Genomic DNA, 25799 nt, shown 5'->3' with positions numbered 1-25799 from the left:
CAGTGGGAGGGAGTTCCGGCGTCATCTGGGGGTGCCGACGTGGCGAACGGCGGACCGGTCGAGCACGGCTACCCGCACCTGGAGACGGTGCGGGCCGCCGTCACCGCGCTGTACCGGCGCCTGTCCCGGGACACCATCGAGACGTTCTCGGTCAGCGTGGCCCCCGCCGACGTGGCGTTCTGTGACGTCGACGACCTGCATCTGGGCGCGCAGCGCGTGGCCCGCGAGATCGTGCGGCACTTCCGGCTGCCGGACGCGCGGCTGATCGTCGGCTTCCGCGAGATGACCCACGCGGCGAACGTCGAACTGGCTGCGGGCCCGGAGTACTTCGTCGAGCTGAACGACCGTTTCCGCACCCACCGCAGGGACATCGGGGCGGCGCTCGCCCACGAGGTGGCGCACGTCTATCTGCACCGCCTGGGTCTGGCGTTCCCCACCACGGCGGAGAACGAGATCCTGACGGACACCACGACGGCCTACCTGGGCGCGGGCTGGCTGCTGCTGGACGCCTACCGGGAGGACGCGGTCTCGTCGCAGAAGCTCGGCTATCTCACCCCGGAGGAGTTCGGTTACGTCCTGGCCAAGCGGGCGCTGCTGTTCCACGAGGACCCCTGTGTGTGGTTCACCAGCCCGCAGGCCCACACCGCCTACGTCAAGGGCATGGCGCGGGCGCGCCGGGACGGACAGCAGCCGCCGTTGACGGCGGCCGGCTGGACGGGCCGCCGCCGCTACGCCCACGACCGCCGGCACGCCTCCGGTGCCCCGCCGGCGGCCCCCTACGCCTTCGCCGCCGATCCCGCCGGCCAGCTGCGGGTCTCCTTTCCCTGCCCGACCTGCCACCAGCGGATCAGGGTGCCCGTCCGGGGGCGGGTGCGGGCGCGGTGCGCGTTGTGCCGGACCGTGCTGGAGTGCGATACGTAGGGCGGCCGTCGCGGCTTCCTCGCGGGAGAGGGCTATGCGCGTACGGCGATCCCGTCCAGCACCATCGACAGGTACTGCCGGGCGATCTCCTCGGGGCTGTGCCGGCCGCCGGGCCGGTACCAGGAGGCGGCGACCCACACGGTGTCGCGCACGAACCGGTAGGTGAGCCGGACGTCCAGGTCCGCGCGGAAGACCCGGTCCGCGACCCCGCGTTCCAGCGTGCCGAGCCACGCCTTCTCGAACCGGCGCTGGGACTCGGCGAGGAAGACGAACCGGTCCTGGGCGACGAGCTGCTTGCTCTCCTTCTGGTAGATCGCGACGGCGGCACGGTGCCGGTCGATCTCCCGGAAGGACTCGGTGACCAGCGCCTCCAGCGTCTCGCGGGGCCCGAGTCCGGAGGCGAGGACGGTGTCGTAGCCCTCCCACAGCTCGTCGAGGAAGGTCCGCAGGATCTCCTCGAGCATCGACTCCTTGGAGTCGAAGTGGTAGTAGAGGCTGCCCGCGAGCATGCCGGCGTGGTCGGCGATCCTGCGGACGGTGGTGGCGTCGTAGCCGTGCTCGGCGAAGACCTCGGCGGCGGTGCGGAGGAGCTCGCCGCGCCGGGCCGCCGCCGCGGTCGGCTGTGGCTTCTTCTTGGTCGGCACGCACCCATTGTGGTCTGCCGCGGTCGCCGGGGGTGCTGCCCGGTCGTCGTGCGGGGGCTCTGGGGGCGGACATGCAACGGCGCCTGCCCAGTCGTCCGGTCGGGGACAGGCGGGCAGGCGCCGTCGGTGTTCCGTACGCCGTTGTACGGGACGTTTCTGGGGGACCTCGGGGTCCTTGTGTGCGCGTCAGACCGCCAGGGCGCGGTCCGTCGGGCGGATCGGGGCCGGCAGATCGCTGGCACCGGTCAGGTGGCGGTCGACCCCGCGGGCGGCCGAGCGGCCCTCCGCGATCGCCCACACGATGAGGGACTGGCCGCGGCCGGCGTCACCGGCGACGAACACGCCCGGCACGTTGGTCTGGAAGTCGGCGTCGCGGGCGATGTTACCGCGTTCGTCGAGGTCCAGGCCGAACTGCTCCACCAGGCCGTTCTCCCGGTCGGTGCCGGTGAAGCCCATGGCGAGGGTGACCAGCTGGGCCGGGATCTTGCGCCCGGTGCCCGGCTTGGAGGTCAACTTGCCGTCGACGAACTCCACTTCGGCCAGGTGCAGCCACTGGACGTTGCCGTCCTCGTCGCCCTCGAAGTGGGTGGTGGAGGCGGAGTAGATCCGCTCGCCGCCCTCCTCGTGGGCCGAGGTGACCTTGTAGAGGATCGGGAAGGTCGGCCAGGGCTGGTTGGTCGGGTGCCGGTCGTCGCTCGGGCGGGGCATGATCTCCAGCTGGGTGACGGAGGCCGCGCCCTGGCGGTGGGCGGTGCCCACGCAGTCGGCGCCGGTGTCACCGCCGCCGATGACGACGACGTGCTTGCCCTCGGCCGAGATCGGCGGGCTGACGTAGTCGCCCTCCTGGACCTTGTTGGCCAGCGGCAGGTACTCCATCGCCTGGTAGATGCCCGTCAGTTCGCGGCCGGGCACCGGCAGGTCGCGAGCCATGGTGGCGCCGGCGGCGATGACGACCGCGTCGTACCGCTTCTTCAGGTCGGTGGCCTTCAGGTCGCGGCCGATCTCGACGCCGGTACGGAAGCGGGTGCCCTCCGCGCGCATCTGCTCGATACGGCGGTTGATGTGCCGCTTCTCCATCTTGAACTCGGGGATGCCGTACCGGAGGAGGCCTCCGATGCGGTCCGCGCGCTCGTAGACGGCGACCGTGTGACCGGCCCGGGTCAGCTGCTGGGCGGCGGCCAGACCCGCCGGGCCCGAGCCGATGACCGCGACCGTCTTGCCGGACAGGCGCTCGGGGATCTGCGGGGCGACGTCCCCGGTCTCCCACGCCTTGTCGATGATCGAGACCTCGACGTTCTTGATGGTGACCGGCTGCTGGTTGATGCCCAGCACGCACGCCGACTCGCAGGGGGCCGGGCAGAGGCGGCCGGTGAACTCCGGGAAGTTGTTGGTCGCGTGCAGGCGCTCCTGGGCGGCGGCCCAGTCCTCGCGGTAGGCGTAGTCGTTCCACTCGGGGATCAGGTTCCCCAGCGGACAGCCGTTGTGGCAGAACGGGATGCCGCAGTCCATGCAGCGGCTGGCCTGCTTGCTGATGATCGGCAGCAGGGAGCCGGGCACGTAGACCTCGTTCCAGTCCTTGACGCGCTCACCGACGGGACGGGTCTTGGCGACCTCACGGCCGTGGTTCAGGAAGCCCTTCGGGTCAGCCATTGATCGCCGCCTCCATCATCTTCTCGGTGATCTCGGTCTCGGAGAGACCGGCTCGCTCGGCGGCGTCCTTGGCGGCGAGCACTGCCTTGTACGTGCTGGGGATGATCTTGCTGAACCGCTGCACGGCCGCGTCCCAGTCGGCGAGCAGCTTCCCGGCGACCGTCGAGGCGGTCTCCTCGGCGTGGCGGCGCACCACGTCGTGCAGCCACTGCCTGTCCGTGTCGTCCAGCGCCTCCACGGCCCCGGCGTTGCCGGCGTTGACGTTGTCGGGGTCGAGGTCGATGACGTAGGCGATGCCGCCGGACATGCCCGCCGCGAAGTTGCGTCCGGTCGGGCCGAGGACGACCGCGTGACCGCCGGTCATGTACTCGCAGCCGTGGTCGCCCACGCCCTCGGAGACGACCGTCGCACCGGAGTTGCGGACACAGAACCGCTCGCCGGTCCGGCCGCGCAGGAACATCTCGCCGCCGGTGGCGCCGTAGCCGATGGTGTTGCCCGCGATGGTCGAGTACTCGGCGAGGTGGTCGGCAGCCCGGTCCGGGCGGACGACGACCCGGCCGCCGGACAGGCCCTTGCCGACGTAGTCGTTGGCGTCGCCCTCCAGGCGCAGCGTGACGCCGCGCGGCAGGAACGCGCCGAAGGACTGGCCGGCGGAGCCGGTGAAGGTGATGTCGATGGTGTCGTCGGGCAGGCCCGCGCCACCGAACTTCTTCGTCACCTCGTGGCCGAGCATGGTGCCGACCGTGCGGTTGATGTTGCGGATGGCGACCTGGGCGCGCACCGGCTGGGCCTCGGCCCGGTCGTTCGCGGCGAGGGCGTCGGCGGCGAGCTTGATCAGCTCGTTGTCCAGGGCCTTCTCCAGGCCGTGGTCCTGGGTGATCAGCTGGTGACGGGCCGCGCCCTCGGGCAGGTCGGGCACGTGGAACAGCGGCTCCAGGTCCAGGCCCTGCGCCTTCCAGTGGTTCACCGCGCGCTCGACGTCCAGCGCCTCGGCGTGGCCGACGGCCTCCTCGATGGAGCGGAAGCCCAGCTCGGCGAGGATCTCGCGGACCTCCTCGGCGATGAACCGGAAGAAGTTCACCACGTGCTCGGCCTTGCCGGCGAAGCGGTCACGCAGGGTGGGGTTCTGGGTGGCGATGCCGACGGGGCAGGTGTCCAGGTGGCAGACGCGCATCATGATGCAGCCGGAGACGACGAGCGGAGCGGTGGCGAAGCCGAACTCCTCGGCGCCGAGCAGCGCGGCGATGACCACGTCACGGCCGGTCTTCAGCTGGCCGTCGGTCTGGACCACGATCCGGTCGCGCAGGCCGTTGAGCAGCAGGGTCTGCTGGGTCTCGGCGAGGCCCAGCTCCCAGGGGCCGCCCGCGTGCTTCAGGGAGGTCAGCGGGGAGGCACCCGTACCGCCGTCGTGACCGGAGATCAGCACCACGTCCGCGTGCGCCTTGGACACACCCGCGGCGACCGTGCCCACGCCGACCTCGGAGACCAGCTTGACGTGGATCCGCGCCTGCGGGTTGGCGTTCTTCAGGTCGTGGATCAGCTGGGCCAGGTCCTCGATGGAGTAGATGTCGTGGTGCGGCGGCGGGGAGATCAGGCCCACGCCCGGCGTCGAGTGACGCGTCTTGGCGACCCACGGGTAGACCTTGTGGCCGGGCAGCTGGCCGCCCTCGCCGGGCTTGGCGCCCTGGGCCATCTTGATCTGGATGTCGTCCGCGTTGACGAGGTATTCGCTCGTCACACCGAAGCGGCCGGACGCGACCTGCTTGATGGCGGACCTGCGGGCCGGGTCGTACAGGCGGTCCGGGTCCTCACCGCCCTCACCGGTGTTGGACTTGCCGCCCAGCTGGTTCATGGCGATGGCGAGGGTCTCGTGCGCCTCCTTGGAGATGGAGCCGTACGACATGGCACCCGTGGAGAACCGCTTGACGATCTCGCTCGCCGGCTCGACCTCGTCGATGGAGATCGGGTCGCGGCCGGAGTTGAAGCCGAACATGCCGCGCAGCGTCATCAGGCGCTCGGACTGCTCGTTCACGCGTTCCGTGTACTTCTTGAAGATGTCGTAACGGCCCGTGCGCGTGGAGTGCTGGAGGCGGAAGACCGTCTCGGGGTCGAACAGGTGCGGCTCGCCCTCGCGGCGCCACTGGTACTCGCCGCCGATGTCCAGCGCGCGGTGCGCCGGGGCGATGCCGGAGGCCGGGTAGGCCTTGGCGTGGCGGGCGGCGACCTCGGCGGCGATGACGTCGATGCCGACGCCGCCGATCTTGGTGGCGGTGCCGTTGAAGTACTTCTCCACGAAGGACTCGTCCAGGCCGACGGCCTCGAAGACCTGGGCGCCGCGGTAGGAGGCGACGGTGGAGATGCCCATCTTGGACATGACCTTCAGGACGCCCTTGCCGAGGGCGTAGATCAGGTTCTTGATGGCCTGCTCGGGCTCCAGGCCGTTCAGGAAGGTGCCCGCGCGCAGCAGGTCCTCGACCGACTCCATCGCCAGGTACGGGTTGACGGCGGCGGCGCCGAAGCCGATCAGCAGGGCGACGTGGTGGACCTCGCGGACGTCACCGGCCTCGACCAGCAGGCCCACGTGGGTGCGCTGCTTGGTGCGGATGAGGTGGTGGTGGACGGCCGAGGTGAGCAGCAGCGACGGGATCGGCGCGTGCTCGGCGTCCGAGTGGCGGTCGGACAGGACGATCAGCCGGGCGCCGTTGTCGATGGCGGCGTCGGCCTCGGCGCAGATCTCCTCGATCCGGGCGGCGAGGGAGTCGCCGCCGCCGGAGACCCGGTACAGGCCGGACAGGGTCGCGGCCTTGAAGCCGGGCATGTCGCCGTCGGCGTTGATGTGGATGAGCTTGGCCAGCTCGTCGTTGTCGATGACCGGGAAGGGCAGCAGGACGGACCGGCAGGAGGCGGCGGTCGGGTCGAGCAGGTTGCCCTGCGGGCCCAGCGAGCTGCGCAGGGAGGTGACCAGTTCCTCCCGGATCGCGTCCAGCGGCGGGTTGGTGACCTGCGCGAACAGCTGGGTGAAGTAGTCGAAGAGCAGCCGCGGGCGCTCGGACAGGGCCGCGATCGGCGAGTCGGTGCCCATGGAGCCGATCGGCTCGGCGGCGCTGCGGGCCATCGGCGCGAGGAGGATGCGCAGCTCTTCCTCGGTGTAGCCGAAGGTCTGCTGGCGGCGGGTGACCGAGGCGTGGGTGTGGATGATGTGCTCGCGCTCGGGCAGGTCGCCCAGCTCGATCTCGCCGGCCTCCAGCCATTCGGCGTACGGCTTCTCGGCGGCGAGGGACGCCTTGATCTCGTCGTCCTCGATGATGCGGTGCTCGGCGGTGTCGACGAGGAACATGCGGCCGGGCTGGAGGCGGCCCTTGCGGACGACCCTGGCCGGGTCGATGTCGAGGACGCCGACCTCGGAGCCGAGGACGACGAGGCCGTCGTCGGTGACCCAGTAGCGGCCGGGGCGCAGACCGTTGCGGTCGAGCACGGCGCCGACCTGGGTGCCGTCGGTGAAGGTGACGCAGGCGGGGCCGTCCCAGGGCTCCATCATCATGGAGTGGAACTGGTAGAAGGCGCGCCGGGCCGGGTCCATGGAGTCGTGGTTCTCCCACGCCTCCGGGATCATCATCAGCACGGAGTGCGGCAGCGAACGGCCGCCCAGGTGCAGCAGCTCCAGCACCTCGTCGAAGGAGGCGGAGTCGGAGGCGTCGGGCGTGCAGACGGGGAAGACCCGGTCCAGCTTCTCCTGCGGGCCGAACAGGTCGGAGAGCAGCTGGGACTCGCGGGCGCGCATCCAGTTGCGGTTGCCCTTGACGGTGTTGATCTCACCGTTGTGGGCGACGAAGCGGTACGGGTGCGCGAGCGGCCACGAGGGGAAGGTGTTCGTGGAGAACCGGGAGTGCACGAGCGCGACCGCGGAGGCGAAGCGGCGGTCGGACAGGTCCGGGAAGAAGGGCTCCAGCTGGCCGGTGGTCAGCATGCCCTTGTAGACGATCGTGCGCGCGGAGAGCGACGGGAAGTAGACACCGGCCTCGCGCTCGGCGCGCTTGCGCAGGACGAAGGCCTTGCGGTCCAGCGCGATGCCCTCGCTCACGCCGTCGGTGACGAAGACCTGCCGGAAGGCCGGCATGGTGGAGCGCGCGGTGGCGCCCAGCAGCTCCGGCGCGACCGGGACCGCGCGCCAGCCGAGGACGGTCAGTCCCTCCTCGTCGGCGATCGTCTCGATACGTGAGACGGCGTCCTCGGTCCCGTCCTCCGGCAGGAACGCGATGCCTACCGCATAGGAACCGGCCGCGGGAAGGTCGAATCCGGCCACTTCGCGGAGGAAGGCGTCCGGCACCTGCGAGAGGAGGCCCGCACCGTCGCCGGAGTCGGGCTCGGAGCCGGTGGCACCCCGGTGCTCCAGGTTGCGCAGGACGGTGAGTGCCTGCTCGACCAGGGTGTGGGACGCCTCGCCGGTGAGAGTGGCGACGAAACCGACGCCGCACGCGTCGTGTTCGTTGCGGGGGTCGTACATACCCTGTGCAGCAGGGCGAGCATCCATGAACGACCACTTCTGGCCGTTCTCGGAATGCTGGGACGGCTGGCGCGGCGTACGCATCGGCTCTCCCGTCGTCGTCATGTGGCATGTGGCAGGTGCCGAGGGACGACGTTGGCCCTCTGCGTGAGATCAAAATTTCGTGCAGGTTACATGATGGGGCGGTTCTCGGGAACCGGATAGCCCGTTCCACCATGCGGACACCGCGGTAGCGGCAGGGGTACGCGCTGCCGCGCGGTGACGGCCGACGTGTCGAGGGGGACCGGCACGGGTTCGATCGGTCGGATTGGCGTCCGGCGGTCCAGGGGCCGGGGAGGGCGTCATCGCCCACCCCGCAGGGTGCGGCGGGCGTCATTGCCCACAGTGCGTACGGCTCATGCCCGGTGGTCACGCACTCGAAACCAGCGAGTAACGGGTTGGCGGGTACCTATGCGGCCCATCGCATAGGCACCGGTCGGCCTTATCCTACGGCCGTTCCGAACAGGCTGCCCAGGGCGTACGTCACACCGGCCGCCGCGCCCCCGAGCGCGAGCTGCCGCAGGCCGCTGAACCACCAGCTGCGCGCGGTCACCTTGGCCACGACGGCACCGCACCCGAAGAGCCCGACGAGGGCGAGCAGCAGGGCGGGCCACAGCACGGTGGCGCCGAGCAGGTACGGCAGCACGGGCAGCAGGGCGCCGAGGGCGAAGGACCCGAACGACGACACGGCCGCGACCAGCGGAGACGGCAGGTCGCCGGGGTCGATGCCCAGCTCCTCCCGGGCGTGTATCTCCAGGGCCTGCTCGGGATCGGCGGACAGCTGCCGGGCGACCTGCCGGGCCAGGGCCGGCTCGACCCCGCGGGCCACGTACAGCGCGGCCAGCTCGTCCTCCTCGTCCTGCGGGTGCTTGCGCAGCTCACGGCGCTCGACGTCGAGTTCGGCCTCGACGAGTTCGCGCTGGGAGGCGACGGAGGTGTACTCGCCGGCGGCCATGGAGAAGGCACCGGCGGCGAGCCCCGCGAGACCGGTGATGACAATGGTGTGCTGGCTCACCGACCCGCCGGCCACACCCGTCATAAGGGCGAGGTTGGAGACCAGGCCGTCCATGGCACCGAAGACGGCGGGCCGCAGCCAGCCGCCGTTCACATCCCGGTGGGTGTGGTTGTCGCGGTGCGCCACGTGCAGCGCGGCCTCGGTTTCGATGATGGACATGCGGGCCCCCAGGAAAGCTTAGCCAAAGCTAACTTTGGACGAGTTCTACTTTTCGACAACCCCGAACTTACGCTTATCCTTCCGCCTCTGCCAGCAAGGAAAGGCTGAGCTAACCTGCGCCTTTACCTTTCGATGCTCATAAGTGCGAATGTCGGCTCAGATGCCGAGCGGGTGACAGAGGCGCGCTCCAGGCTCGTGCGGACACCTCCCGTGGGACACATCCGCAAAGGGTCCCGTGCGACCCCGCCGAAGGAGGCCGCCCATGGCACCGATCGCCTGCACTCCACCGGTCCCGGCGCCCGGGACCGCCGCCGGGCTCCGTGAGCGGGCCCGCGGCGCGCTGCTCGGTCTGGCGGTGGGCGATGCGCTGGGGGCTCCCGCGGAGAACCTCAGGCCCTCCGAGATCCGCGCGCGCTGGGGCCGCATCACGGGTTATGTCACCGAACAGCCCTGCGGCACGGACGACACCGAGTACGCGATCTTCTCCGGCCTGCTGCTGGCCCGGCACGGCTCGGCGCTCACCCCCGCGCATGTGGAGGCGGCCTGGCACGAGTGGATCGCCGACCGGGCCGAGGGCCCCTTCCGCGGCGCGGGGTTCAGCGAACGCGGCACCCTGGAGAACCTGCGCCGGGGACTCGCGGCCCCCATCTCGGCCCAGCACCGGCACGCCTGGAGCGACGGCCTGGCGATGCGAGCGGCCCCCTTCGGCGTGTTCGCCGCCGGGCGCCCCGCGGAAGCGGCCCGGCTGGTGGCCGTCGACGGCTCGGTCAGCCACGAGGGCGAGGGCATCTACGGCGGCCAGGCGGTGGCGGCCGGTGTGGCGGCGGCGATGTCCGGTGCCTCGGTTCCGGTGGTGATCGCCACCGCCCTCGCCGTCGTCCCGGACGACTCCTGGACGGCCCGGTCACTGCGGCGGGCGGTGGCGGTGGCCCACCGCGGCGAACGCGCGGTCCGCTCCGCGGTGGTCATCGGCGGTTACCCGTGGACCGACCTGGCGCCCGAAGCGGTCGCCCTGGCGTTCGGCGCGTACGCGGCGGCCGACGGCGACTTCCGGGAGGCGGTGCTGACGGCCGTCAACATGGGCCGCGACGCGGACACGACGGCGGCGGTGGCGGGCGCCCTGTCCGGCGCGACCCAGGGGGTCTCCGCCATCCCCGTCGCCTGGGCGACGGCGATCGGCCCGGCGCGGGGCCGGTGCCTGCCGTCCATGGCGGGCCATCACGTCCTGGAGGTGGCCGACCTCCTCCTGCCGACCGCCCCCGCCGACCCGCCGCCCCCTCCCCTGCCGGCCACCTCCCAGCCACCCGAGCCCCTCACACCCCTTCCGACCGTCGCCCTTTCACCGGCGGCCCTCCAGACGGCCGGGCCCCTTCCACCCCTCCCGACCGTCGCCCCTTCACCGGCAGCCGTTCAGACGACCGGGCCCCTCCCGCCCTCGTCCTCCGCCTCCCAGCCGACGGACATCGTCACCCCGTCACCGGCAGCCCCCCAGCCGACCGAGCCCCTCCCGCCCTCGCCCTCCACCTCCCAGCCGACGGACATCGTCACCCCGTCACCGGCAGCCCCCCAGCCGACCGAGCCCCTCCCGCCCCCGCTCTGCTCCCCTCTGCCGGCCGAGGTGGGTGAGGGGCGGGGGTCCGGGGAGCGGAGCCCTCTGGTGGGGGCCGGGAACGCCGGGCAGGCGGACGGCGAGGGGCGGTCATGACGGCGCGGCGGATCGAGGGGCTCCTCCTGGGGCTCGCCGCGGGAGACGCCGCCGGCTGGCCCGCCGCCCGGCACCGAGCCGCCCGTATGCCCGAGTGGACCCGCCGCCTCACCCGGGAACTGGACACCTTCGCCGAGACGAACGCCACCACCACTCTCCCGGTGCCGATCGCCCTCAACCAGCCCCCCGAACCACTCCGCCTCGGCCCCTCCGACGACGCCGAGTGGGCGGTGTTCGCCGCGGAGGCCGTCCTGCGGGCCGGTGACGACGACGTCCTCGGCGACCTCAGCCGAGAACGCCGTACCCGCGCCGCCATCGACCTCACCTGGTCCGCCGTGGCCGCGGAGGTCGCCGCCGCGGCGGACCGCGCACCGGAGATCGAGTCGGCCGTGCTCCCCTTGCGCGCCCGTATCTCCGTCCGCGCCGGCCTCGGCAACCTCGCCGCCGGCCTGCGCCCGCCCGCCACCGGCCACGACAACCCGCACTACTTCGACGACGCGGCCTGCGTCCGCGCCTGCGTCCTCGCCGTGGCCCACCCCGGCGACCCGCAACAGGCCGCCGCGCTGGCCGAGTTCGACGCCCGCTACACCCAGGACGGCGACGGGGTGCACGGCGCCCGGGCCATGGCCGCGGCCCTCTCGCTCGCCCTCGCCGACGCGGACACGGACACCTGCGTCACCGCGGCGCTGGCCGAACTCCCGGCGGACACGGAGATCGGCCGCAACACCCGCCACGCACTCGCCCTGGCCGGGGACGGCGAGTCCGCCTTCGCCCTGGTCCCGCTCCTCGAACACCAGATCGTCGACCACGTCTACAGCTACGGCATCGCCGCCGCCGAGACCGTCCCCGTCGCGCTCGCCCTGGCCACCGCCGCCCGGGGACGCCTCGCGGAGGCCGTACCGGCCGCCGCCTGTCTGTCCCGGGTCGCCGACTCCGCCCCCGCCCTCGTCGGCGCGCTCACCGGCGCCCTCGGCGGTGGCGCGGCGGTGCCGGAGACCTGGCGGGACGCCTGCCGCGTCCTGTCCGGCTGCACCCTGCCCCGCCTCACCGGCACCGATCTGGTGGAACTCGCCGGACTCCTGGAAGCCGCGCAACCGGCCCGTCCAGGAGGATGATTCGGGGCATGACGCCCAAAGGAGAAGAAAGCAGCGGGCCGGGTTCGAGCGGTCTCGCCGACCGTGTCACCGGCGCCCTGGTGGGAGCCGCCGTCGGCGACGCCCTCGGCGGCCCGGTCGAGGGCTACTCCCCCGACCAGATCGCCGAGCGCCACGGCGGTCGCGTCCACGGGATCGTCGGCCCCTGGCACGGCGACGCCTGGCGCACCGCCCGCCCCATCGCGCCGTACCACAAGGGCGACGGGCACGTCACCGACGACACCCTGATGACGCACGCGCTGGTGCGGGTCTACGACCGCGTCCGCGACCACCTCGACGCGTACGCGGTCGCCGACCACCTGGTGCCGGACCTGATGACCAACCCCCGCTGGATCCCGGAGCTGGAGGCCGAGGCCCTGCCGCTGCACCGCCTCTTCCTCGCCGAGAAGTGGCTGGTGACCCGGCTCGCCTACGGTCACGCCGACCCCCGGGAGGCGGGCGCCGGCAACATCGTCAACTGCGGTGCCGCGATGTACATGGCCCCGGTCGGCCTGGTCAACGCGGCCCACCCGGCCGCCGCCTACGCCGAGGCGCTGGACGTCGCCGGAGCGCACCAGTCGTCGTACGGCCGGGAGGCCGCCGGTGTCTTCGCCGCGGCCGTGGCCGCCGCGACCGCGCCCGGCGCGACCCCGGACTCGGTGGTGACCGCCTGCCTGTCCCTGGCCAAGGACGGCACCCGCACCGCGATCGAGAAGGTCTGCGAAGTCGCCGCCCGCCACCGGGACTTCGAGTCGGCACTCGGTCCGCTGCGGGCGGCGGTGGCCCCGTACGACACCGTCGGCCCGGACTACCGCACCCCCTCGCTCGCCGCCCGCCGCCCCTCCCGGCTGCACTCCGTCGAGGAACTCCCCGTCGCGCTGGGCATGCTGGTCGTGTCCGGCGGCGACTACCGGCACGCCGTGCTCGGCTCGGTCAACTACGGCCGGGACTGCGACTCGATCGCGACCATGGCCGGTGCCCTCGCGGGCGCGCTCGGTTCGCCCGTCCCCGAGGAGTGGGCGAAGACGGTGGCCGACGCCAGCCGTCTGGACCTGTGGGCCCCCGCCCGGACACTCACCGAGGTCACGCTGGAGATCTTCGACCGGGACGTGCGCCGCCGGCGCGCCCACGAGCAGGCGTTCCGCGCGCTCGGAGGCCGGCCGTGCTCCGCCTGACCTGGGTCCAGCCGGAGGACCTGCTGGGCCACGAGCTGCGCCAGGCCCGCCTCGACGGGCGCGAGCCGTCGGCGATCGAGGCGCGCTGGGCGGCGGCCGGCGGCCCGAACGCGCCGGAGCGGGCGGGCGCGTCCGCGCACGGGGCGTCCCGCTATCTGCGGCTGCTCGCCGAGGACCTGCTGGACGAACTCGCCGACCTGCCCAGCCGCTTCGGTGAGGACGAGCCGACGGACCTGGCCCGGATCAAGGCGGCCTGCCCCGACTGGCCCGCCGCACGGTCCGCGACCGCGCCCGGCCCCCTCGCCCTGGAGGCCGCCTGGCTCGGCCGGGCCATCGGCTGTCTGCTCGGCAAGCCCGTCGAGAAGCTGCCCCTCGACGGCATCCGTGCCCTCGCCGGGGCGGCCGGGAACTGGCCCCTCGACGGCTACTTCACCGCCAGGGGGGTTCCGGCGGACCTGCTGGCCGCCCACCCGTGGAACCGCCGCTCGGCCGCCACCTCCCTCGCCGAGAACATCGACGGCATGCCCCAGGACGACGACCTCGACTACCCGCTGCTCAACCTGCTCCTGCTCCAGCGCCACGGAAGGGACTTCACCACCGACGACGTGGCCCGGCTCTGGCTCGAAGAGCTTCCGCCCGGCCGTACCTTCACCGCCGAGCGGCTCGCCCACCGCAATCTCCTGGCCGGCATCGAGCCCCCGCACACGGGCCGCCACCGCAACCCCTTCCGCGAGTGGATCGGCGCCCTGATCCGGGCCGACATGCACGGCTGGAGCAACCCCGGCGACCCGGCCGCCGCCGCCGAACAGGCGCACCGCGACGCGGTCCTCACCCACACCGCCAACGGCGTCTACGCCGCGATGTTCACGGCCGCCGTCATCGCCACGGCCGCCACCGGGACGCATGACGTCCACGCCTGTCTGCGCGCCGGCCGCGCGGTGGTCCCGGCCCGCTCCCGCCTGGCGACGGCCCTCGACCACGCCGTCCGACTGGCCGGTGCCACACGGGACTTCGACGAGGTCGTGGACGAGCTCCACGCCCGCTACGCCCCCGCCCACCACTGGGTCCACGCCCTGCCCAACGCCGCCCTGACCGCCGCCGCCCTCACCCACGCCGACGGCGACTTCACCGGCTCCGTCTGCCGTGCCGTGTCCGGTGGCTGGGACACGGACTCCAACGGTGCGACCGCCGGCAGCGTCGCCGGCCTCCTCGCCGGGTCCCCCGCCGCGCTCCCCGACCGCTGGCGGGCGCCGCTGAAGAACCGGCTCGCCACCACCGTCGCCGACTTCGACGGCACCGGCTTCGACACCCTCGCCCAGCTCACCCACCTGGAGGCGACCCGCTCATGACCCATATCGCCGTCCTCGGCAGCACGAACATGGACCTCGTCACCTATGTCGCCAGGGCCCCGCAGCGCGGGGAGACCGTGACGGGGCGGGAGTTCCGTACGATCCCCGGCGGCAAGGGCGCCAACCAGGCGATCGCCGCGGCCCGCGCCGGCGCCACCGTCTCGATGATCGGCGCGGTCGGCAACGACGCCTTCGGGGCGCGGCTGCGCGACGCCCTCGAACACTCCGGGGTGGACACCGACTTCCTGCGCACGGTGGAGGACCACTCCGGGACCGCGCACATCGTGGTGGACGACGAGGGCGGCAACGCGATCGTCGTCATCCCCGGCGCCAACGGCACCGTCGACCACCTCTCCCCGGGTGACGAAGGGGTGATCGCCACCGCCGACGCCCTGCTGCTGCAGCTGGAGATCCCCCTGGCGGCGGTGGTCGCGGGCGCGGAAGCGGCCCACCGGCACGGCGTCCGTACGGTCCTCACCCCCTCCCCGGTGCAGTCCCTGCCGTCCGGGCTGCTGGCCGTCACCGACCTGTTGGTGGCCAACGAGTACGAGGCGGTCACCCTCTCCGGCCACACCGACCCGCGCGACGCGGCAGCCGCCCTGCTGGACCTGGTGCCGGAGGTGGTCGTCACCCTGGGCGCGACGGGCTGTCTGTACCTGGCGCGGGGCACCGAGCCGCTCGTGGTGCCCGCGCCCCGGGTGACGGCCGTGGACTCCACGGGCGCGGGCGACACCTTCGTCGGCGCGCTCGCCGTGGCCCTGGCCGAGGAGAAACCGGTGCGCGAGGCGCTGTCCTGGGCGGCTGCCGCGGCCTCGATCTCCGTCCAGCGGGCCGGGGCGTCGGCGTCGATGCCGTACCGCCCGGAGATCGAGGCGCAGTACAGCGCATGACGACGACGACACGGACGCACCCGGCCCTGGACGGCCTGCGCGTGCTGGACCTGGCCACCCTCTTCGCCGGACCGATGGCCGCCACCCTGCTCGGCGACTTCGGCGCGGAGGTGATCAAGGTCGAGCATCCCCGGCGGCCCGACCCCTCGCGCGGCCACGGCCCGGCCAAGCACGGCGTCGGCCTGTGGTGGAAGGTGCTCGGCCGCAACAAGCGGACCCTCACCCTCGATCTGTCCACGTCCGGCGGCCGGGCCACCCTGCTGCGGCTCGCCGCCACCGCCGACGTGGTGATCGAGAACTTCCGGCCCGGCACCCTGGAGAAGTGGGACCTCGGCTGGCCCGAGCTGTCGGCGGCCAACCCCCGGCTGATCCTCACCCGGGTCACCGCCTTCGGCCAGTACGGCCCGTACGCCCACCGCCCCGGGTTCGGCACGCTCGCCGAGGCGATGAGCGGCTTCGCCGCGGTCACCGGTGAACCGGACGCACCCCCGACGCTGCCGCCCTTCGGTCTCGCCGACTCGATCGCGGGGCTGGCGACCGCGTTCGCCGTCCTGACGGCGCTGGCCGGCCGGGAGCGCACCGGGGCGGGCCAGGTCGTCGACATGGCGATCATCGAACCGATCCTGTCCGTCCTCGGCCCGCACCCCACCTGGTACGACCAGCTCGGATACGTCCAGGAGCGCACCGGGAACCGGTCCGCCAACAACGCCCCGCGCAACACCTACCGCACCGCCGACGGCTGCTGGATCGCCGTCTCCACCTCCGCCCAGTCGGTCGCCGAACGGGTGCTGCGCCTGGTGGGGCGCCCGGAGCTGACCGAGGAGCCGTGGTTCGCCACGGGCGCGGGCCGGGCCGCCCACGCCGATGTGCTGGACGAGGCGGTCGGCAGCTGGATCGCCGGCCGTTCCCGCGCCGAGGTGCTCGCGGCGTTCGAGAAGGCGGAGGCCGCGGCGGCCCCCGTCCAGGACGTCCGGGACGTGCTGGCGGACCCCCAGTACCAGGCCCTGGACACGGTCACCACCGTCGCCGATCCGGAGCTGGGCCCGCTGCGCATGCAGAACGTTCTCTTCCGCCTCTCGGCCACGCCCGGCGCGATCCGCTGGGCCGGCCGCCCGCACGGCGCCGACACGGACGCCGTGCTCACCGAACTCGGTCTCACCCCGGCCGACATCGCGGCCCTGCGCGCGGAGGGCGCCCTGTGACCCGCCACCCGCTCACCTGGCTCTACGTCCCCGGCGACCGCCCGCACGTCGTGGCCAAGGCCCTGGCGGCCGGCGCCGACGTGGTGGTGATCGACCTGGAGGACGCGGTCGCCCCGGACCGCAAGGAGCGCGCCCGCGCGGCCACCGCGGAACTGCTCGACGAGCCGCAGCCGGTCCCGGTGCACGTCCGTGTCAACGCCCTGGACGGCCCGTGGGCCGCGGCCGACCTCGCCGCGCTGGCCGGGCGGCCGGGTCTGTCCGGGCTACGGCTGCCGAAGGTGATGGGACCGGAGCAGGTACGGCAGGTCGCGGTGGCCACCCCGGTGCCGCTCTACGCGCTCCTGGAGTCGGCGCTCGGTATCGAGCACGCCTACGCCATCGCCACCGCCCACCCCGCGCTGCGGGGCATCTCCCTGGGCGAGGCGGACCTCCGGGCCGACCTCGGGGTACGGGCCGACGCGGGTCTCGACTGGCCGCGCTCGCGGGTGGTCGTCGCCGCCCGCGCGGCCGGCCTCGCCCCGCCTCCGCAGTCGGTCCACCCCGACATCCGGGACCTGGACGGCCTCGCCGCGTCCTGCGCCCGCGGCCGGGCCCTCGGTTTCCTGGGGCGAGCCGCGATCCACCCCCGGCAGCTGCCGGTGATCGAGCGGGCGTACCTGCCGACCCCGGCGGAGATCGAACACGCGGAGACGATCACCACGGCGGCGGCGGCCGACCAGGGTGCCCAGGCCCTGCCGGACGGCCGCTTCATCGACGCGGCGGTGGTGGCCATGGCCCGGCGGACGCTCTCCCTGGCCTACGGAGGCTGATCCCGCGCGCGAGGGCGGAGACCGGCGGCGCGGAGCCCTCGGTGACCCGTGGCGCACACACCGAGGGCGCCCGGCCGTTTCGAGGTGCGGCTGTCGCCGCCGTGGTCCGGGCGCCCTCGGTGTCGTGTCGGCTCTCGTCAGCTCTTCTTGGCCGACCCGGCCTCGTCCTTCGACAGTCCCACGGAGTCCCCGGCCTTCTCCTCGGAGTTGTCCGCCTTCTCCTCGGAGTTGTCGCCCCTGTCCTCGGAGTCCGCGGCCTCGGCACCGGTCTCCGCACCGTCGGAGACTCCCTCGGCGGAACCGTCGGAGACACCCTCGGCCGCACCGCCGGAGGCGACCGCGGCCGGTTCGACCACCGCTTCGCGCCCCGGGCGCTTCTTCGCCGACAGCACGATGTACAGCACCGCCAGAACGAAGACGCCCAGCGCGGTCCAGTCGTTGAGGCGGAGGCCCAGGATGTGGTGGGCGTCGTCCACCCGCATGTACTCGATCCAGCAGCGGCCCACGCAGTACGCGGCGACGTACAGCGCGAACGCCCGTCCGTGGCCCAGCCGGAAGCGGCGGTCCGCCCAGATCACCAGCAGGCCCACACCGACGCACCACAGGGACTCGTACAGGAAGGTCGGGTGGTAGTAGCCCGGTACCCGGCCGCCTTCGGCGGAGGTGATGTGCAGCGCCCAGGGGACGTGGGTCTCACGGCCGTACAGCTCCTGGTTGAACCAGTTGCCCCAGCGGCCGATGGCCTGTGCGAACGCGATGCCGGGGGCGACGGCGTCGGCGTACGCGGGCATCGGGATGCCCCGGCGCCGCGCGCCGATCCAGGCGCCGAGCGCGCCGAGCGCGATCGCGCCCCAGATGCCCAGGCCGCCCTCCCACACCTTGAAGGCGTCCACCCAGTCACGGCCCTCGCTGAAGTACAGCTCGTAGTCCGTGATCACGTGGTAGAGCCGGCCGCCGACGAGGCCGAACGGCACGGCCCAGACGGCGATGTCGGCGACCGTGCCGGACTGCCCGCCACGGGCGATCCAGCGCCTGTTGCCGAGCCAGACGGCGACGAAGACGCCGATGATGATGCAGAAGGCGTAGCCGCGCAGCGGGATGGGGCCGAGATACAGCACCCCGTGCGACGGGCTGGGGATGTAGGCAAGGTTCATGGCAAGTCCGACGCTACCGTGCCGGGCCGTGGGGACGGTAAACAGCCCGGCTACGGGTCCATAACAGGGGCGGGGGAAATCGCCTATCCCCGGGCGGCCGACTCCACCATCTGCTTGAGCTTGGCCGGGGTCATGGTCTGGTCCTCGTAGATGTTCTTGCCGCCGAGCAGCACCGTGGGCGTGCCGTTGAAGCCGCCGGCTCGGAACGCCTGGTTGGACTTGTCCACCCAGGTGTCGTGGGTACCGTCCTTGACGCACTTCTGGAAGGCGGGCGTGTCCAGGCCCTTCACCTTGCCCGCCAGCGCGATCAGCCTGGCGTTGTCCGCGAGGGCGTCGTCGGTCTCCTTGGGCTGGTTCGCGTACAGCACGTCGTGGTAGTCGCGGAACTTTCCGGCGTCCTGGGCGCAGGCCGCGGCGTTGGCGGCGCGCAGGGAGCCGCTGCCGCCGAGGTTGCCGTCGATCAGCCGGACCAGGTGGTACTCGATTCTGAGCTTGCCGGCGTCGGCCAGTTCGTGGAGCGTCGGCCGGTACGCCGTCTCGAAGGCCTGGCAGGCCGGGCAGCGGAAGTCCTCCCAGACGGTGAGCGTCGACTTGGCGCCGTCCTTGCCCACCGGGATCGCGAGGCTGTCCTTGCCCTGCGCGCCCGAGGGTGCCACGGCCGGGCCCGCGCTGCCGCCCTTGTGCTTGCCCGCGTTCGCGGCGACCACGCCGATCACCGCCGCGAGGCCCAGGACGCAGACGACGCTCGCGCCCACGATCAGCGTGCGCCGTCGCTTGTCCGAGGCCTTCTGCTTCTCGCGCTCGACCGCCAGCCGCTCCCGGGCGGTGCGCTTTCCGTCACGGTTCTTCTCGCTCACACCCCCAGAACGAACCGGGGAGGCGCAGCGCGCCTCCCCGGCCGGAGGTCCACCCGTTCGGGTGACCGAATCATCCGAGACAGGACATCGCGGCGGGCTACGCCTGTCCGCGCACGCCCTGTGCCAGCCGGCCGGCCAGCTCACGGACCGCCGCGAGACCGGAGGCGTGGTCCGGGGCGTCCAGCATCCGCTTCACGAACGCCGAGCCGACGATGACCCCGTCGGCGAAGCCGGCGACCTCGGCGGCCTGGGTCGCGTCGGAGACGCCGAGCCCGACACAGACGGGCAGGCCGGTGCCCGTGCCGCGGGTGCGCCGGACCAGGTTCTCGGCCTGCGCCCCGACGGACGCGCGGGTGCCGGTCACCCCCATGAGGGAGGCCGCGTAGACGAAGCCGCTGCCCGCCGCGGTGATCTCGGCGAGCCGCTCGTCCTTGCTGCTCGGCGCCACGACGAAGATCGTCGCGAGTCCGTGCTTGTCGGCGTGCTCGCGCCACAGCGCCGACTCCTGCACCGGCAGGTCGGGCAGGATGCAGCCGGCGCCGCCGGCCTCGGCCAGCTCGGCGGTGAAGCGCTCGACGCCGTAGCGGTCGATGGGATTCCAGTACGTCATGACGAGCACCGGCTTCCGGGTGGCCTCGTAGGCCTCCCGGACCGTCCGCATGACGTCGGCGATCTTCACGCCGCCCCGCAGGGCGATGTCGTCGGCGGTCTGGATGACCGGGCCGTCGAGCACCGGGTCGCTGTGCGGCAGGCCCACCTCGACGACGTCGGCGCCGCCGTCGAAGACGGCCTTGACCGCCTCGATGCCGCCGTCCACGGTCGGGAACCCGGCCGGGAGGTAGGCGATGAGCGCGGAGCGGCCCTCGGCCTTGGCACTCGCGAGGGTGTCGGTCAACAGCTGGACGTTCCCGCTCACTTGGCGTCCCCCTCGATCTCGGCGGTGTCGGCCTCGTCGGCGGCCACCTCGGCGTCGGTGTCGTAGAGGCCGAAGTAGCGGGCGGCGGTGTCCATGTCCTTGTCGCCGCGGCCGGAGAGGTTGACGACGATCAGGCCGTCCTTGCCCAGCTCCCTGCCGACCTCCAGGGCACCGGCGAGCGCGTGGGCGCTCTCGATGGCCGGGATGATGCCCTCGGTACGGGACAGCAGGCGCAGGGCCTGCATGGCCGCGTCGTCGGTGATCGCGCGGTACTCGCCGCGGCCGGAGTCCTTCAGGTAGGAGTGCTCGGGGCCGATGCCCGGGTAGTCCAGACCGGCCGAGATCGAGTACGGCTCGGTGATCTGGCCCTCCTCGTCCTGCAGGACGTAGGAGCGGGAGCCGTGCAGGATGCCGGGCTCGCCCGCGGTCAGGGTGGCCGCGTGCTCCCCGGTCTCGATGCCGTGCCCGGCGGGCTCGCAGCCGATCAGGCGGACGCCCTCGTCGGGGATGAAGGCGTGGAAGAGGCCGATGGCGTTGGAGCCGCCGCCGACGCAGGCGACGGCGGCGTCCGGGAGGCGGCCGGCGCGCTCCAGGAGCTGACGGCGGGCCTCGACGCCGATGACCCGGTGGAAGTCGCGGACCATGGCCGGGAAGGGGTGCGGGCCGGCGACCGTGCCGAACAGGTAGTGGGTGCGGTCGACGTTGGCGACCCAGTCGCGGAAGGCCTCGTTGATGGCGTCCTTGAGGGTGCGGCTGCCGGACTTCACGGCGACGACCTCGGCGCCCAGCATGCGCATGCGGGCCACGTTCAGGGCCTGGCGCTCGGTGTCGATCTCGCCCATGTAGATGGTGCAGTCGAGCCCGAACAGCGCGCAGGCGGTGGCCGTCGCGACGCCGTGCTGGCCGGCGCCGGTCTCGGCGATGACCCGGGTCTTGCCCATGCGCCTGGTGAGCAGGGCCTGGCCGAGCACGTTGTTGATCTTGTGCGAGCCGGTGTGGTTGAGGTCCTCGCGCTTGAGGAACACGCGGGCGCCGCCCGCTTCCGCGGCGAACCGGGGGACCTCGGTGAGGGAGCTGGGGCGGCCGGTGTAGTTGACCAGCAGGTCGTCGAGCTCCCGGGCGAACTCGGGGTCGTGCTTGGCCTTGTCGTACTCGACGGCGACCTCGTCCACGGCCGCCACGAGGGCCTCCGGGATGAACTTGCCGCCGAACGCGCCGAAGTAGCCCTCGGCGCTGGGGACCTGGCCCTCCGGGTCAGGGATGAAGAACTCGCTGGGCATGCGGAAACCTCACGGTGAGTGCGGAAGAAGAACACGAATCGCCGTGGGGCGGGAGGATGTCGAACGGCCTTCAGATGGTGTGCGGCCGGCCGCGCAGTTCCCCGCGCCCCCCTGGGGCGCGCTGCCATCGACGTCCGTTCACCTGGCCCGGCTCGTCACCGATGACGTAGCGCACGCGACGGCCGTGCACGCGGCGGGCCGGCGCACGGCAGCCTCGGGGACGGCAGCCGCGCGCGAGGCGGGCGTACCGGTCCACGGTCGTCATGGTGGGAGTCATCGCAGCCAAGCCTAGCGGGGTCAGCCGCGCCCGTGCCGCAGCGCCGGGTGTTCGCCCGCCGCCACCAGGTCGGCCACCGCCGCCTTCGGGTCGCGGCCGGTGACCAGGGATTCGCCGACCAGCACCGCGTCGGCGCCCGCGTTGGCGTAGGCGATCAGGTCGTGCGGTCCGCGCACCCCGGACTCCGCCACCGTGACGACGCCCTCCGGGATCTCCGGGGCGACCCGCTCGAACGTGCCGCGGTCGACCTCCAGGGTCTTCAGGTTGCGCGCGTTGACACCGATGACCTTGGCGCCCGCGTCCACCGCCCGCTCGACCTCGTCCTCGTCGTGCACCTCGACCAGGGGGGTCAGGCCGATGGACACCGCCCGCTCGATCAGCGACTCCAGGGCCGGCTGGTCCAGGGCGGCCACGATCAGCAGCGCGAGGTCGGCGCCGTAGGCGCGGGCCTCCCACAGCTGGTAGGAGGTGACGATGAAGTCCTTGCGCAGCACCGGGATGTCCACCCGCGCGCGGACGGCCTCCAGGTCGGCCAGGGAGCCGCCGAAGCGGCGCTGTTCGGTGAGGACGGAGATGACGGCCGCGCCGCCCGCCTCGTAGTCCGCCGCGAGCCCGGCCGGGTCGGCGATCGCGGCCAGCGCGCCCTTGGAGGGGCTGGAGCGCTTGACCTCGCAGATCACCTTGACGCCGTCGCCCTTGAGCGCGGCCACCCCGTCCTTGGCGGCGGGGGCCTTGGCCGCGCGCTCCTTGAGCTCGTCGAGGCTGACGCGTGCCTGCCGCTCCGCGAGGTCGGCACGGACTCCGTCGATGATCTCGTCGAGCACACTCACGCGAGCGGCCCCCTTTCAGACGGTGGTTCCTTCAGGTTCGGAAAACCTGGGGTCAATGCGATGGTATCCGCAGGAACGCCGAGGCTTCGCATCCGGTGGAGGCCCGGTCCCACTACCTGGACGTCCGCTGTTCGATCAAGGGTGCAGCCGGCCACCGAACGGCAGGTTCCGGACGACGGTGAACACCAGCAGCAACGCGCCCACGGTCCACAGGTGCGCCGGTCCGAGGCCGAGCCGCAGCGGCCGGCCGCGTGCCGTGCGGATCGTCCAGACGGTCCACAGCACGGCGAAGCCCAGGTAGGCCGCCACGCCCGCCGCGTTGTCCCGCAGGGCGGCCGGCAGGTCGCCGTGGACGAAGGCGTGCGCGCTGCGCAGTCCGCCGCAGCCGGGGCAGTACAGGCCGGTGAGCCGGTACAGGGGGCAGACGGGGTAGTGGCCGGGTTCGTTCGGGTCGACGGCGCCGACGTAGGCGAAGGCCCCGGCGACGGCCGCGAGCAGCCCCACGGGGACGGCGAGCCGCCGCCGGACGGGGACGGTGGACGGTCCCGGGCCCGCTTCGCTCCGGGGTGCCTGTGCGGGGACGGCAGGACTGTCGGCGTTCACGTCGGCATTCTGCCCCGGCGGTCCGGCGCACGCGCGCGCAGCGGGTTCGCCGGAGCGGGGCCCGTGGACGACGAGGGGCGGCCCCGCACCTCCGCGGTGCCGGGCCGCCCCTCGGGGGAAGCTCTGCGCTCAGCTCTCCGCGGCGACCGGCTCGCGGGTCACCGCGGGGGCGTTGTGCGGGAGCGGACGGGACTCTTTGGGCTGGCCGAGGCCCATGGCGCGCATGACGGCGCCGACCACGCCACCGAGGAGCACGATCGCCATGCCGGCCCAGAAGCCGACGGGCTGGGCCATCACCATGAAGGCGCCCGCGACGCAGAAACCGATGAAGGCGATGGTGACGCCGGTCCAGGCGGCCGGGGTGTGACCGTGGCTGCTGCCCGCCATGACTTGCTCCTCGTTGCTGTGTACGTGTGGTAGGTCCGAGCCGGACGCTCGTCGTCCATTGTCCCGTACGCGTGCGCGTGCCGGACGCGGGGGTGGCGTCTGGTTCACCACATCCGGTTCAGGCGCCCGTGGGGTCCTCGCCCCGATCCAGGGCCTTCCAGATCTCCTCGGGCCGCTCGGGGTCGGCCGGCCGGGCCGTGCGCCGGGGGCGGTCGGTGCCGCGCTCGTAGCGGCCGGACATCGCGGGCCACCGGCCGCCGTAGCGCAGGGCGAGCAGACCGGCGAGCAGGATCAGCAGCCCGCCGACGGCGGCGACGTAGGGCCAGGCGGTGTGGCTGAGGGCGTCCACGGTCGCGGAGGTGTCGCCGCTGACCTTGGCGGCCTTCTCGTCCAGCACCGAGCTGTCGGAGGCGCTCACGAGGGCCGCGACGGCGATCCCGGCGCCGGACAGCGCGAGCAGCCCGGAGACGAGGAGCCGGCCGGCCCTGCGGACGGCGAAGACGGCGACGAGCGCGGCGAGGCCCACTATGGCGAGGGCCGCGGGGACGCCCGTGACGTCACTGCCCCTGGCGGTCAGCGGGAACCCGCCGCCGGCCACCGTCGCGGTGCCCTCCGCCCAGCGCTGCCGGGTCGCGAGCAGCACCACGGCCGCGCCGAGCGCGCCGGACAGAAGGGCCACGGCGAGGCTCCGCCGGCCGGACCGGGCGGGCGCGGCGGCGTTCGAGCGGGGGTGAGGTACGGCTGTCACGTACTCCACTATCGCCTGAACCCCGGGCGGACCGTCACCCGGGGTTCCTCTGCGGGGCGTGGGAAACGCCCTATCGCCCGAGCCGGTTCGCCGTGTGCACGGCCCGCAGTACCGCGGCGGCCTTGTTGCGGCACTCCTGGTCCTCCGCGACCGGGTCGGAGTCGGCGACGATGCCCGCTCCGGCCTGGACGTAGGCCGTGCCGTCGCGGAGCAGGGCCGTTCGGATGGCGATCGCGGTGTCGGAGTCGCCGGCGAAGTCCAGGTAGCCGACGCAGCCGCCGTACAGGCCGCGCCGGGACGGCTCCAGTTCGTCGATGATCTGCATCGCGCGGGGCTTGGGGGCACCGGAGAGGGTGCCGGCCGGGAAGCAGGCGGTGAGCACGTCGAAGGCCGTGCGGCCGGGGGCGACCTTGCCGGTGACGGTGGAGACGATGTGCATCACGTGCGAGTAGCGCTCGATGGACATGAAGTCGACCACCTCGACCGAGCCGGGCTCGCAGACCCGGCCGAGGTCGTTGCGGCCGAGGTCGACCAGCATCAGGTGTTCGGCGCGCTCCTTGGGGTCGGCGAGCAGTTCCTCGGCGAGGGCCTGGTCCTCCTGCGGGGTGGCGCCGCGGTGCCGGGTGCCGGCGATGGGGTGGACCATCGCGCGCCCGTCCTCCACCTTCACCAGCGCCTCCGGGGAGGAGCCGACGACGTCGAACCCGTCGAGGCGGAACAGGTACATGTACGGCGAGGGGTTGGTGGCCCGCAGGACCCGGTAGACGTCCAGGGCGCTCGCCGTGCACGGGGTCTCGAAGCGCTGGGAGGGCACGACCTGGAACGCCTCGCCGGCGCGGATGCGCTCCTTGACGTCCTCGACCGCCCGCTGGAAGTCGGGGCCGCCCCACAGGGCGGTGTACTCGGGCAGTTCGGAGGGCGGCAGGACGGCCGGGGGCTGGGCGACCGCGCGCGTGAGGTCGGCCTCCATGGCGTCGAGCCGGGCCACGGCGTCCGCGTACGCCTCGTCGACGCCCGTGTCCAGGTCGTTGTGGTTGATCGCGTTGGCGATCAGCAGGACCGAGCCCTCCCAGTGGTCCATGACGGCGAGGTCGCTGGTCAGGAGCATCGTCAGCTCGGGCAGCCGCAGGTCGTCGCGCTCGCCGGGGCCGATCTTCTCCAGGCGGCGGACGATGTCGTAGCCCAGGTAGCCGACCATGCCGCCGGTGAAGGGCGGCAGGCCCTCCTGGTGGGGGGTGTGCAGGGCCTGGAGGGTGGCGCGCAGGGCCACGAGGGGGTCGCCGTCGGTGGGGACGCCGACGGGCGGGGTGCCGAGCCAGTGGGCCTGTCCGTCGCGCGCGGTGAGCGTGGCGGCGCTGCGGACGCCGACGAAGGAGTAACGGGACCAGGACCGGCCGTTCTCCGCGGACTCCAGCAGGAAGGTGCCGGGGCGCTCGGCGGCGAGCTTGCGGTAGAGCGCGACCGGGGTGTCGCCGTCGGCGAGGAGCTTGCGCGTGACCGGGATGACGCGGCGGTCGGTGGCCAGCTTGCGGAAGGTCTCTAGGTCCATGGC

General features: G+C 73.0%; 21 protein-coding genes and 1 pseudogene. 8 read left to right on the top strand and 14 right to left on the bottom strand.

The window, feature by feature from the left end; translation table 11 throughout:
• Positions 1-39: 39 nt before the first annotated feature.
• Positions 40-921: a hypothetical protein gene (locus tag AB0B40_RS01995; protein ID WP_345050580.1), complete on the top strand. Its 882-nt coding sequence runs from the start codon at positions 40-42 to the stop codon at positions 919-921.
• Positions 922-953: 32 nt separating this feature from the next.
• Here the strand turns inward: AB0B40_RS01995 and AB0B40_RS01990 are convergent, their stop codons facing one another.
• From AB0B40_RS01990 to AB0B40_RS01975, 4 genes are all read right to left on the bottom strand, one after another.
• Positions 954-1565 carry a TetR/AcrR family transcriptional regulator gene (locus tag AB0B40_RS01990; RefSeq protein WP_345050578.1) on the bottom strand — a complete coding sequence of 204 codons (612 nt, stop codon included), beginning with the start codon at positions 1563-1565 and terminating at the stop codon, positions 954-956.
• Positions 1566-1751: 186 nt separating this feature from the next.
• Positions 1752-3215: a glutamate synthase subunit beta gene (locus tag AB0B40_RS01985; RefSeq protein WP_362262152.1), complete on the bottom strand. Its 1464-nt coding sequence runs from the start codon at positions 3213-3215 to the stop codon at positions 1752-1754.
• The gene (gene gltB, locus AB0B40_RS01980) at positions 3208-7803 is read right to left on the bottom strand and encodes a glutamate synthase large subunit (RefSeq protein WP_362262149.1); all 4596 of its coding nucleotides are present in this window, start codon (positions 7801-7803) and stop codon (positions 3208-3210) included. The genes AB0B40_RS01985 and gltB overlap by 8 nt, the downstream gene beginning before the upstream one ends.
• A gap of 397 nt (positions 7804-8200) precedes the next feature.
• Positions 8201-8932, bottom strand: coding sequence for a VIT1/CCC1 transporter family protein (locus AB0B40_RS01975; protein WP_345050571.1), 732 nt, complete (start codon positions 8930-8932; stop codon positions 8201-8203).
• Between the two features lie 262 nt (positions 8933-9194).
• Between AB0B40_RS01975 and AB0B40_RS01970 the strand changes: the two are divergent.
• The 7 genes and pseudogenes from AB0B40_RS01970 to AB0B40_RS01940 form a co-directional block, all read left to right on the top strand.
• A pseudogene (locus AB0B40_RS01970) lies at positions 9195-10184 on the top strand (ADP-ribosylglycohydrolase family protein); the annotation flags it as partial.
• A gap of 449 nt (positions 10185-10633) precedes the next feature.
• Entirely contained in the window at positions 10634-11752 is a 1119-nt protein-coding gene (locus AB0B40_RS01965; protein WP_345050569.1) for an ADP-ribosylglycohydrolase family protein, read from the top strand.
• A gap of 8 nt (positions 11753-11760) precedes the next feature.
• Positions 11761-12945 carry an ADP-ribosylglycohydrolase family protein gene (locus AB0B40_RS01960; protein WP_345050566.1) on the top strand — a complete coding sequence of 395 codons (1185 nt, stop codon included), beginning with the start codon at positions 11761-11763 and terminating at the stop codon, positions 12943-12945.
• Entirely contained in the window at positions 12933-14294 is a 1362-nt protein-coding gene (locus tag AB0B40_RS01955; RefSeq protein WP_362262146.1) for an ADP-ribosylglycohydrolase family protein, read from the top strand. Before AB0B40_RS01960 ends, AB0B40_RS01955 begins: the two co-directional genes overlap by 13 nt.
• On the top strand, positions 14291-15184 hold the full coding sequence (gene rbsK / locus AB0B40_RS01950) for a ribokinase (protein ID WP_362262143.1): 894 nt from the start codon (positions 14291-14293) through the stop codon (positions 15182-15184). The genes AB0B40_RS01955 and rbsK overlap by 4 nt, the downstream gene beginning before the upstream one ends.
• The gene (locus AB0B40_RS01945; RefSeq protein ID WP_345050558.1) at positions 15181-16386 is read left to right on the top strand and encodes a CoA transferase; all 1206 of its coding nucleotides are present in this window, start codon (positions 15181-15183) and stop codon (positions 16384-16386) included. The genes rbsK and AB0B40_RS01945 overlap by 4 nt, the downstream gene beginning before the upstream one ends.
• Positions 16383-17195 carry a CoA ester lyase gene (locus AB0B40_RS01940; protein WP_362262140.1) on the top strand — a complete coding sequence of 271 codons (813 nt, stop codon included), beginning with the start codon at positions 16383-16385 and terminating at the stop codon, positions 17193-17195. Before AB0B40_RS01945 ends, AB0B40_RS01940 begins: the two co-directional genes overlap by 4 nt.
• Positions 17196-17332: 137 nt before the next feature.
• Here the strand turns inward: AB0B40_RS01940 and lgt are convergent, their stop codons facing one another.
• The 10 genes from lgt to AB0B40_RS01890 all read right to left on the bottom strand — a co-directional run bounded on the left by lgt (position 17333) and on the right by AB0B40_RS01890 (position 25796).
• Positions 17333-18349, bottom strand: coding sequence for a prolipoprotein diacylglyceryl transferase (gene lgt / locus AB0B40_RS01935; RefSeq protein WP_362262137.1), 1017 nt, complete (start codon positions 18347-18349; stop codon positions 17333-17335).
• An 83-nt stretch (positions 18350-18432) separates the two neighbouring features.
• The gene (locus tag AB0B40_RS01930) at positions 18433-19206 is read right to left on the bottom strand and encodes a thioredoxin domain-containing protein (protein WP_345050550.1); all 774 of its coding nucleotides are present in this window, start codon (positions 19204-19206) and stop codon (positions 18433-18435) included.
• Positions 19207-19303: 97 nt separating this feature from the next.
• Positions 19304-20122 carry a tryptophan synthase subunit alpha gene (gene trpA / locus AB0B40_RS01925; protein WP_345050548.1) on the bottom strand — a complete coding sequence of 273 codons (819 nt, stop codon included), beginning with the start codon at positions 20120-20122 and terminating at the stop codon, positions 19304-19306.
• Positions 20119-21402, bottom strand: a complete 1284-nt coding sequence (trpB, locus tag AB0B40_RS01920; RefSeq protein ID WP_362262133.1) for a tryptophan synthase subunit beta — start codon at positions 21400-21402, stop codon at positions 20119-20121. Before trpB ends, trpA begins: the two co-directional genes overlap by 4 nt.
• A gap of 70 nt (positions 21403-21472) precedes the next feature.
• On the bottom strand, positions 21473-21679 hold the full coding sequence (locus tag AB0B40_RS01915; RefSeq protein WP_345050542.1) for a tryptophan synthase subunit(beta): 207 nt from the start codon (positions 21677-21679) through the stop codon (positions 21473-21475).
• 20 nt (positions 21680-21699) lie between these two features.
• Positions 21700-22509 (bottom strand): indole-3-glycerol phosphate synthase TrpC, encoded by an 810-nt coding sequence (gene trpC / locus AB0B40_RS01910; RefSeq protein WP_345050540.1) that lies wholly within the window; start codon positions 22507-22509, stop codon positions 21700-21702.
• A 135-nt stretch (positions 22510-22644) separates the two neighbouring features.
• A complete protein-coding gene (locus tag AB0B40_RS01905; protein ID WP_345050537.1) occupies positions 22645-23112 on the bottom strand; it encodes a DUF2752 domain-containing protein in 468 nt (155 codons plus the stop codon).
• 129 nt (positions 23113-23241) lie between these two features.
• Positions 23242-23499, bottom strand: a complete 258-nt coding sequence (locus AB0B40_RS01900) for an HGxxPAAW family protein (protein WP_345050535.1) — start codon at positions 23497-23499, stop codon at positions 23242-23244.
• Positions 23500-23617: 118 nt separating this feature from the next.
• Positions 23618-24256 (bottom strand): TIGR02234 family membrane protein, encoded by a 639-nt coding sequence (locus AB0B40_RS01895; protein ID WP_345050533.1) that lies wholly within the window; start codon positions 24254-24256, stop codon positions 23618-23620.
• A 61-nt stretch (positions 24257-24317) separates the two neighbouring features.
• A complete protein-coding gene (locus AB0B40_RS01890) occupies positions 24318-25796 on the bottom strand; it encodes an anthranilate synthase component I (RefSeq protein WP_345050531.1) in 1479 nt (492 codons plus the stop codon).
• Between the last annotated feature and the right edge of the window lie 3 nt (positions 25797-25799).

Origin of the sequence: Streptomyces sp. NPDC042638, from assembly GCF_040647235.1 — a bacterium.
GTDB classification, from domain to species: domain Bacteria; phylum Actinomycetota; class Actinomycetes; order Streptomycetales; family Streptomycetaceae; genus Streptomyces; species Streptomyces rameus.
Note: the sequence above shows the minus strand (reverse complement) of the source record. Positions and strands in the feature narration are given on the sequence as shown.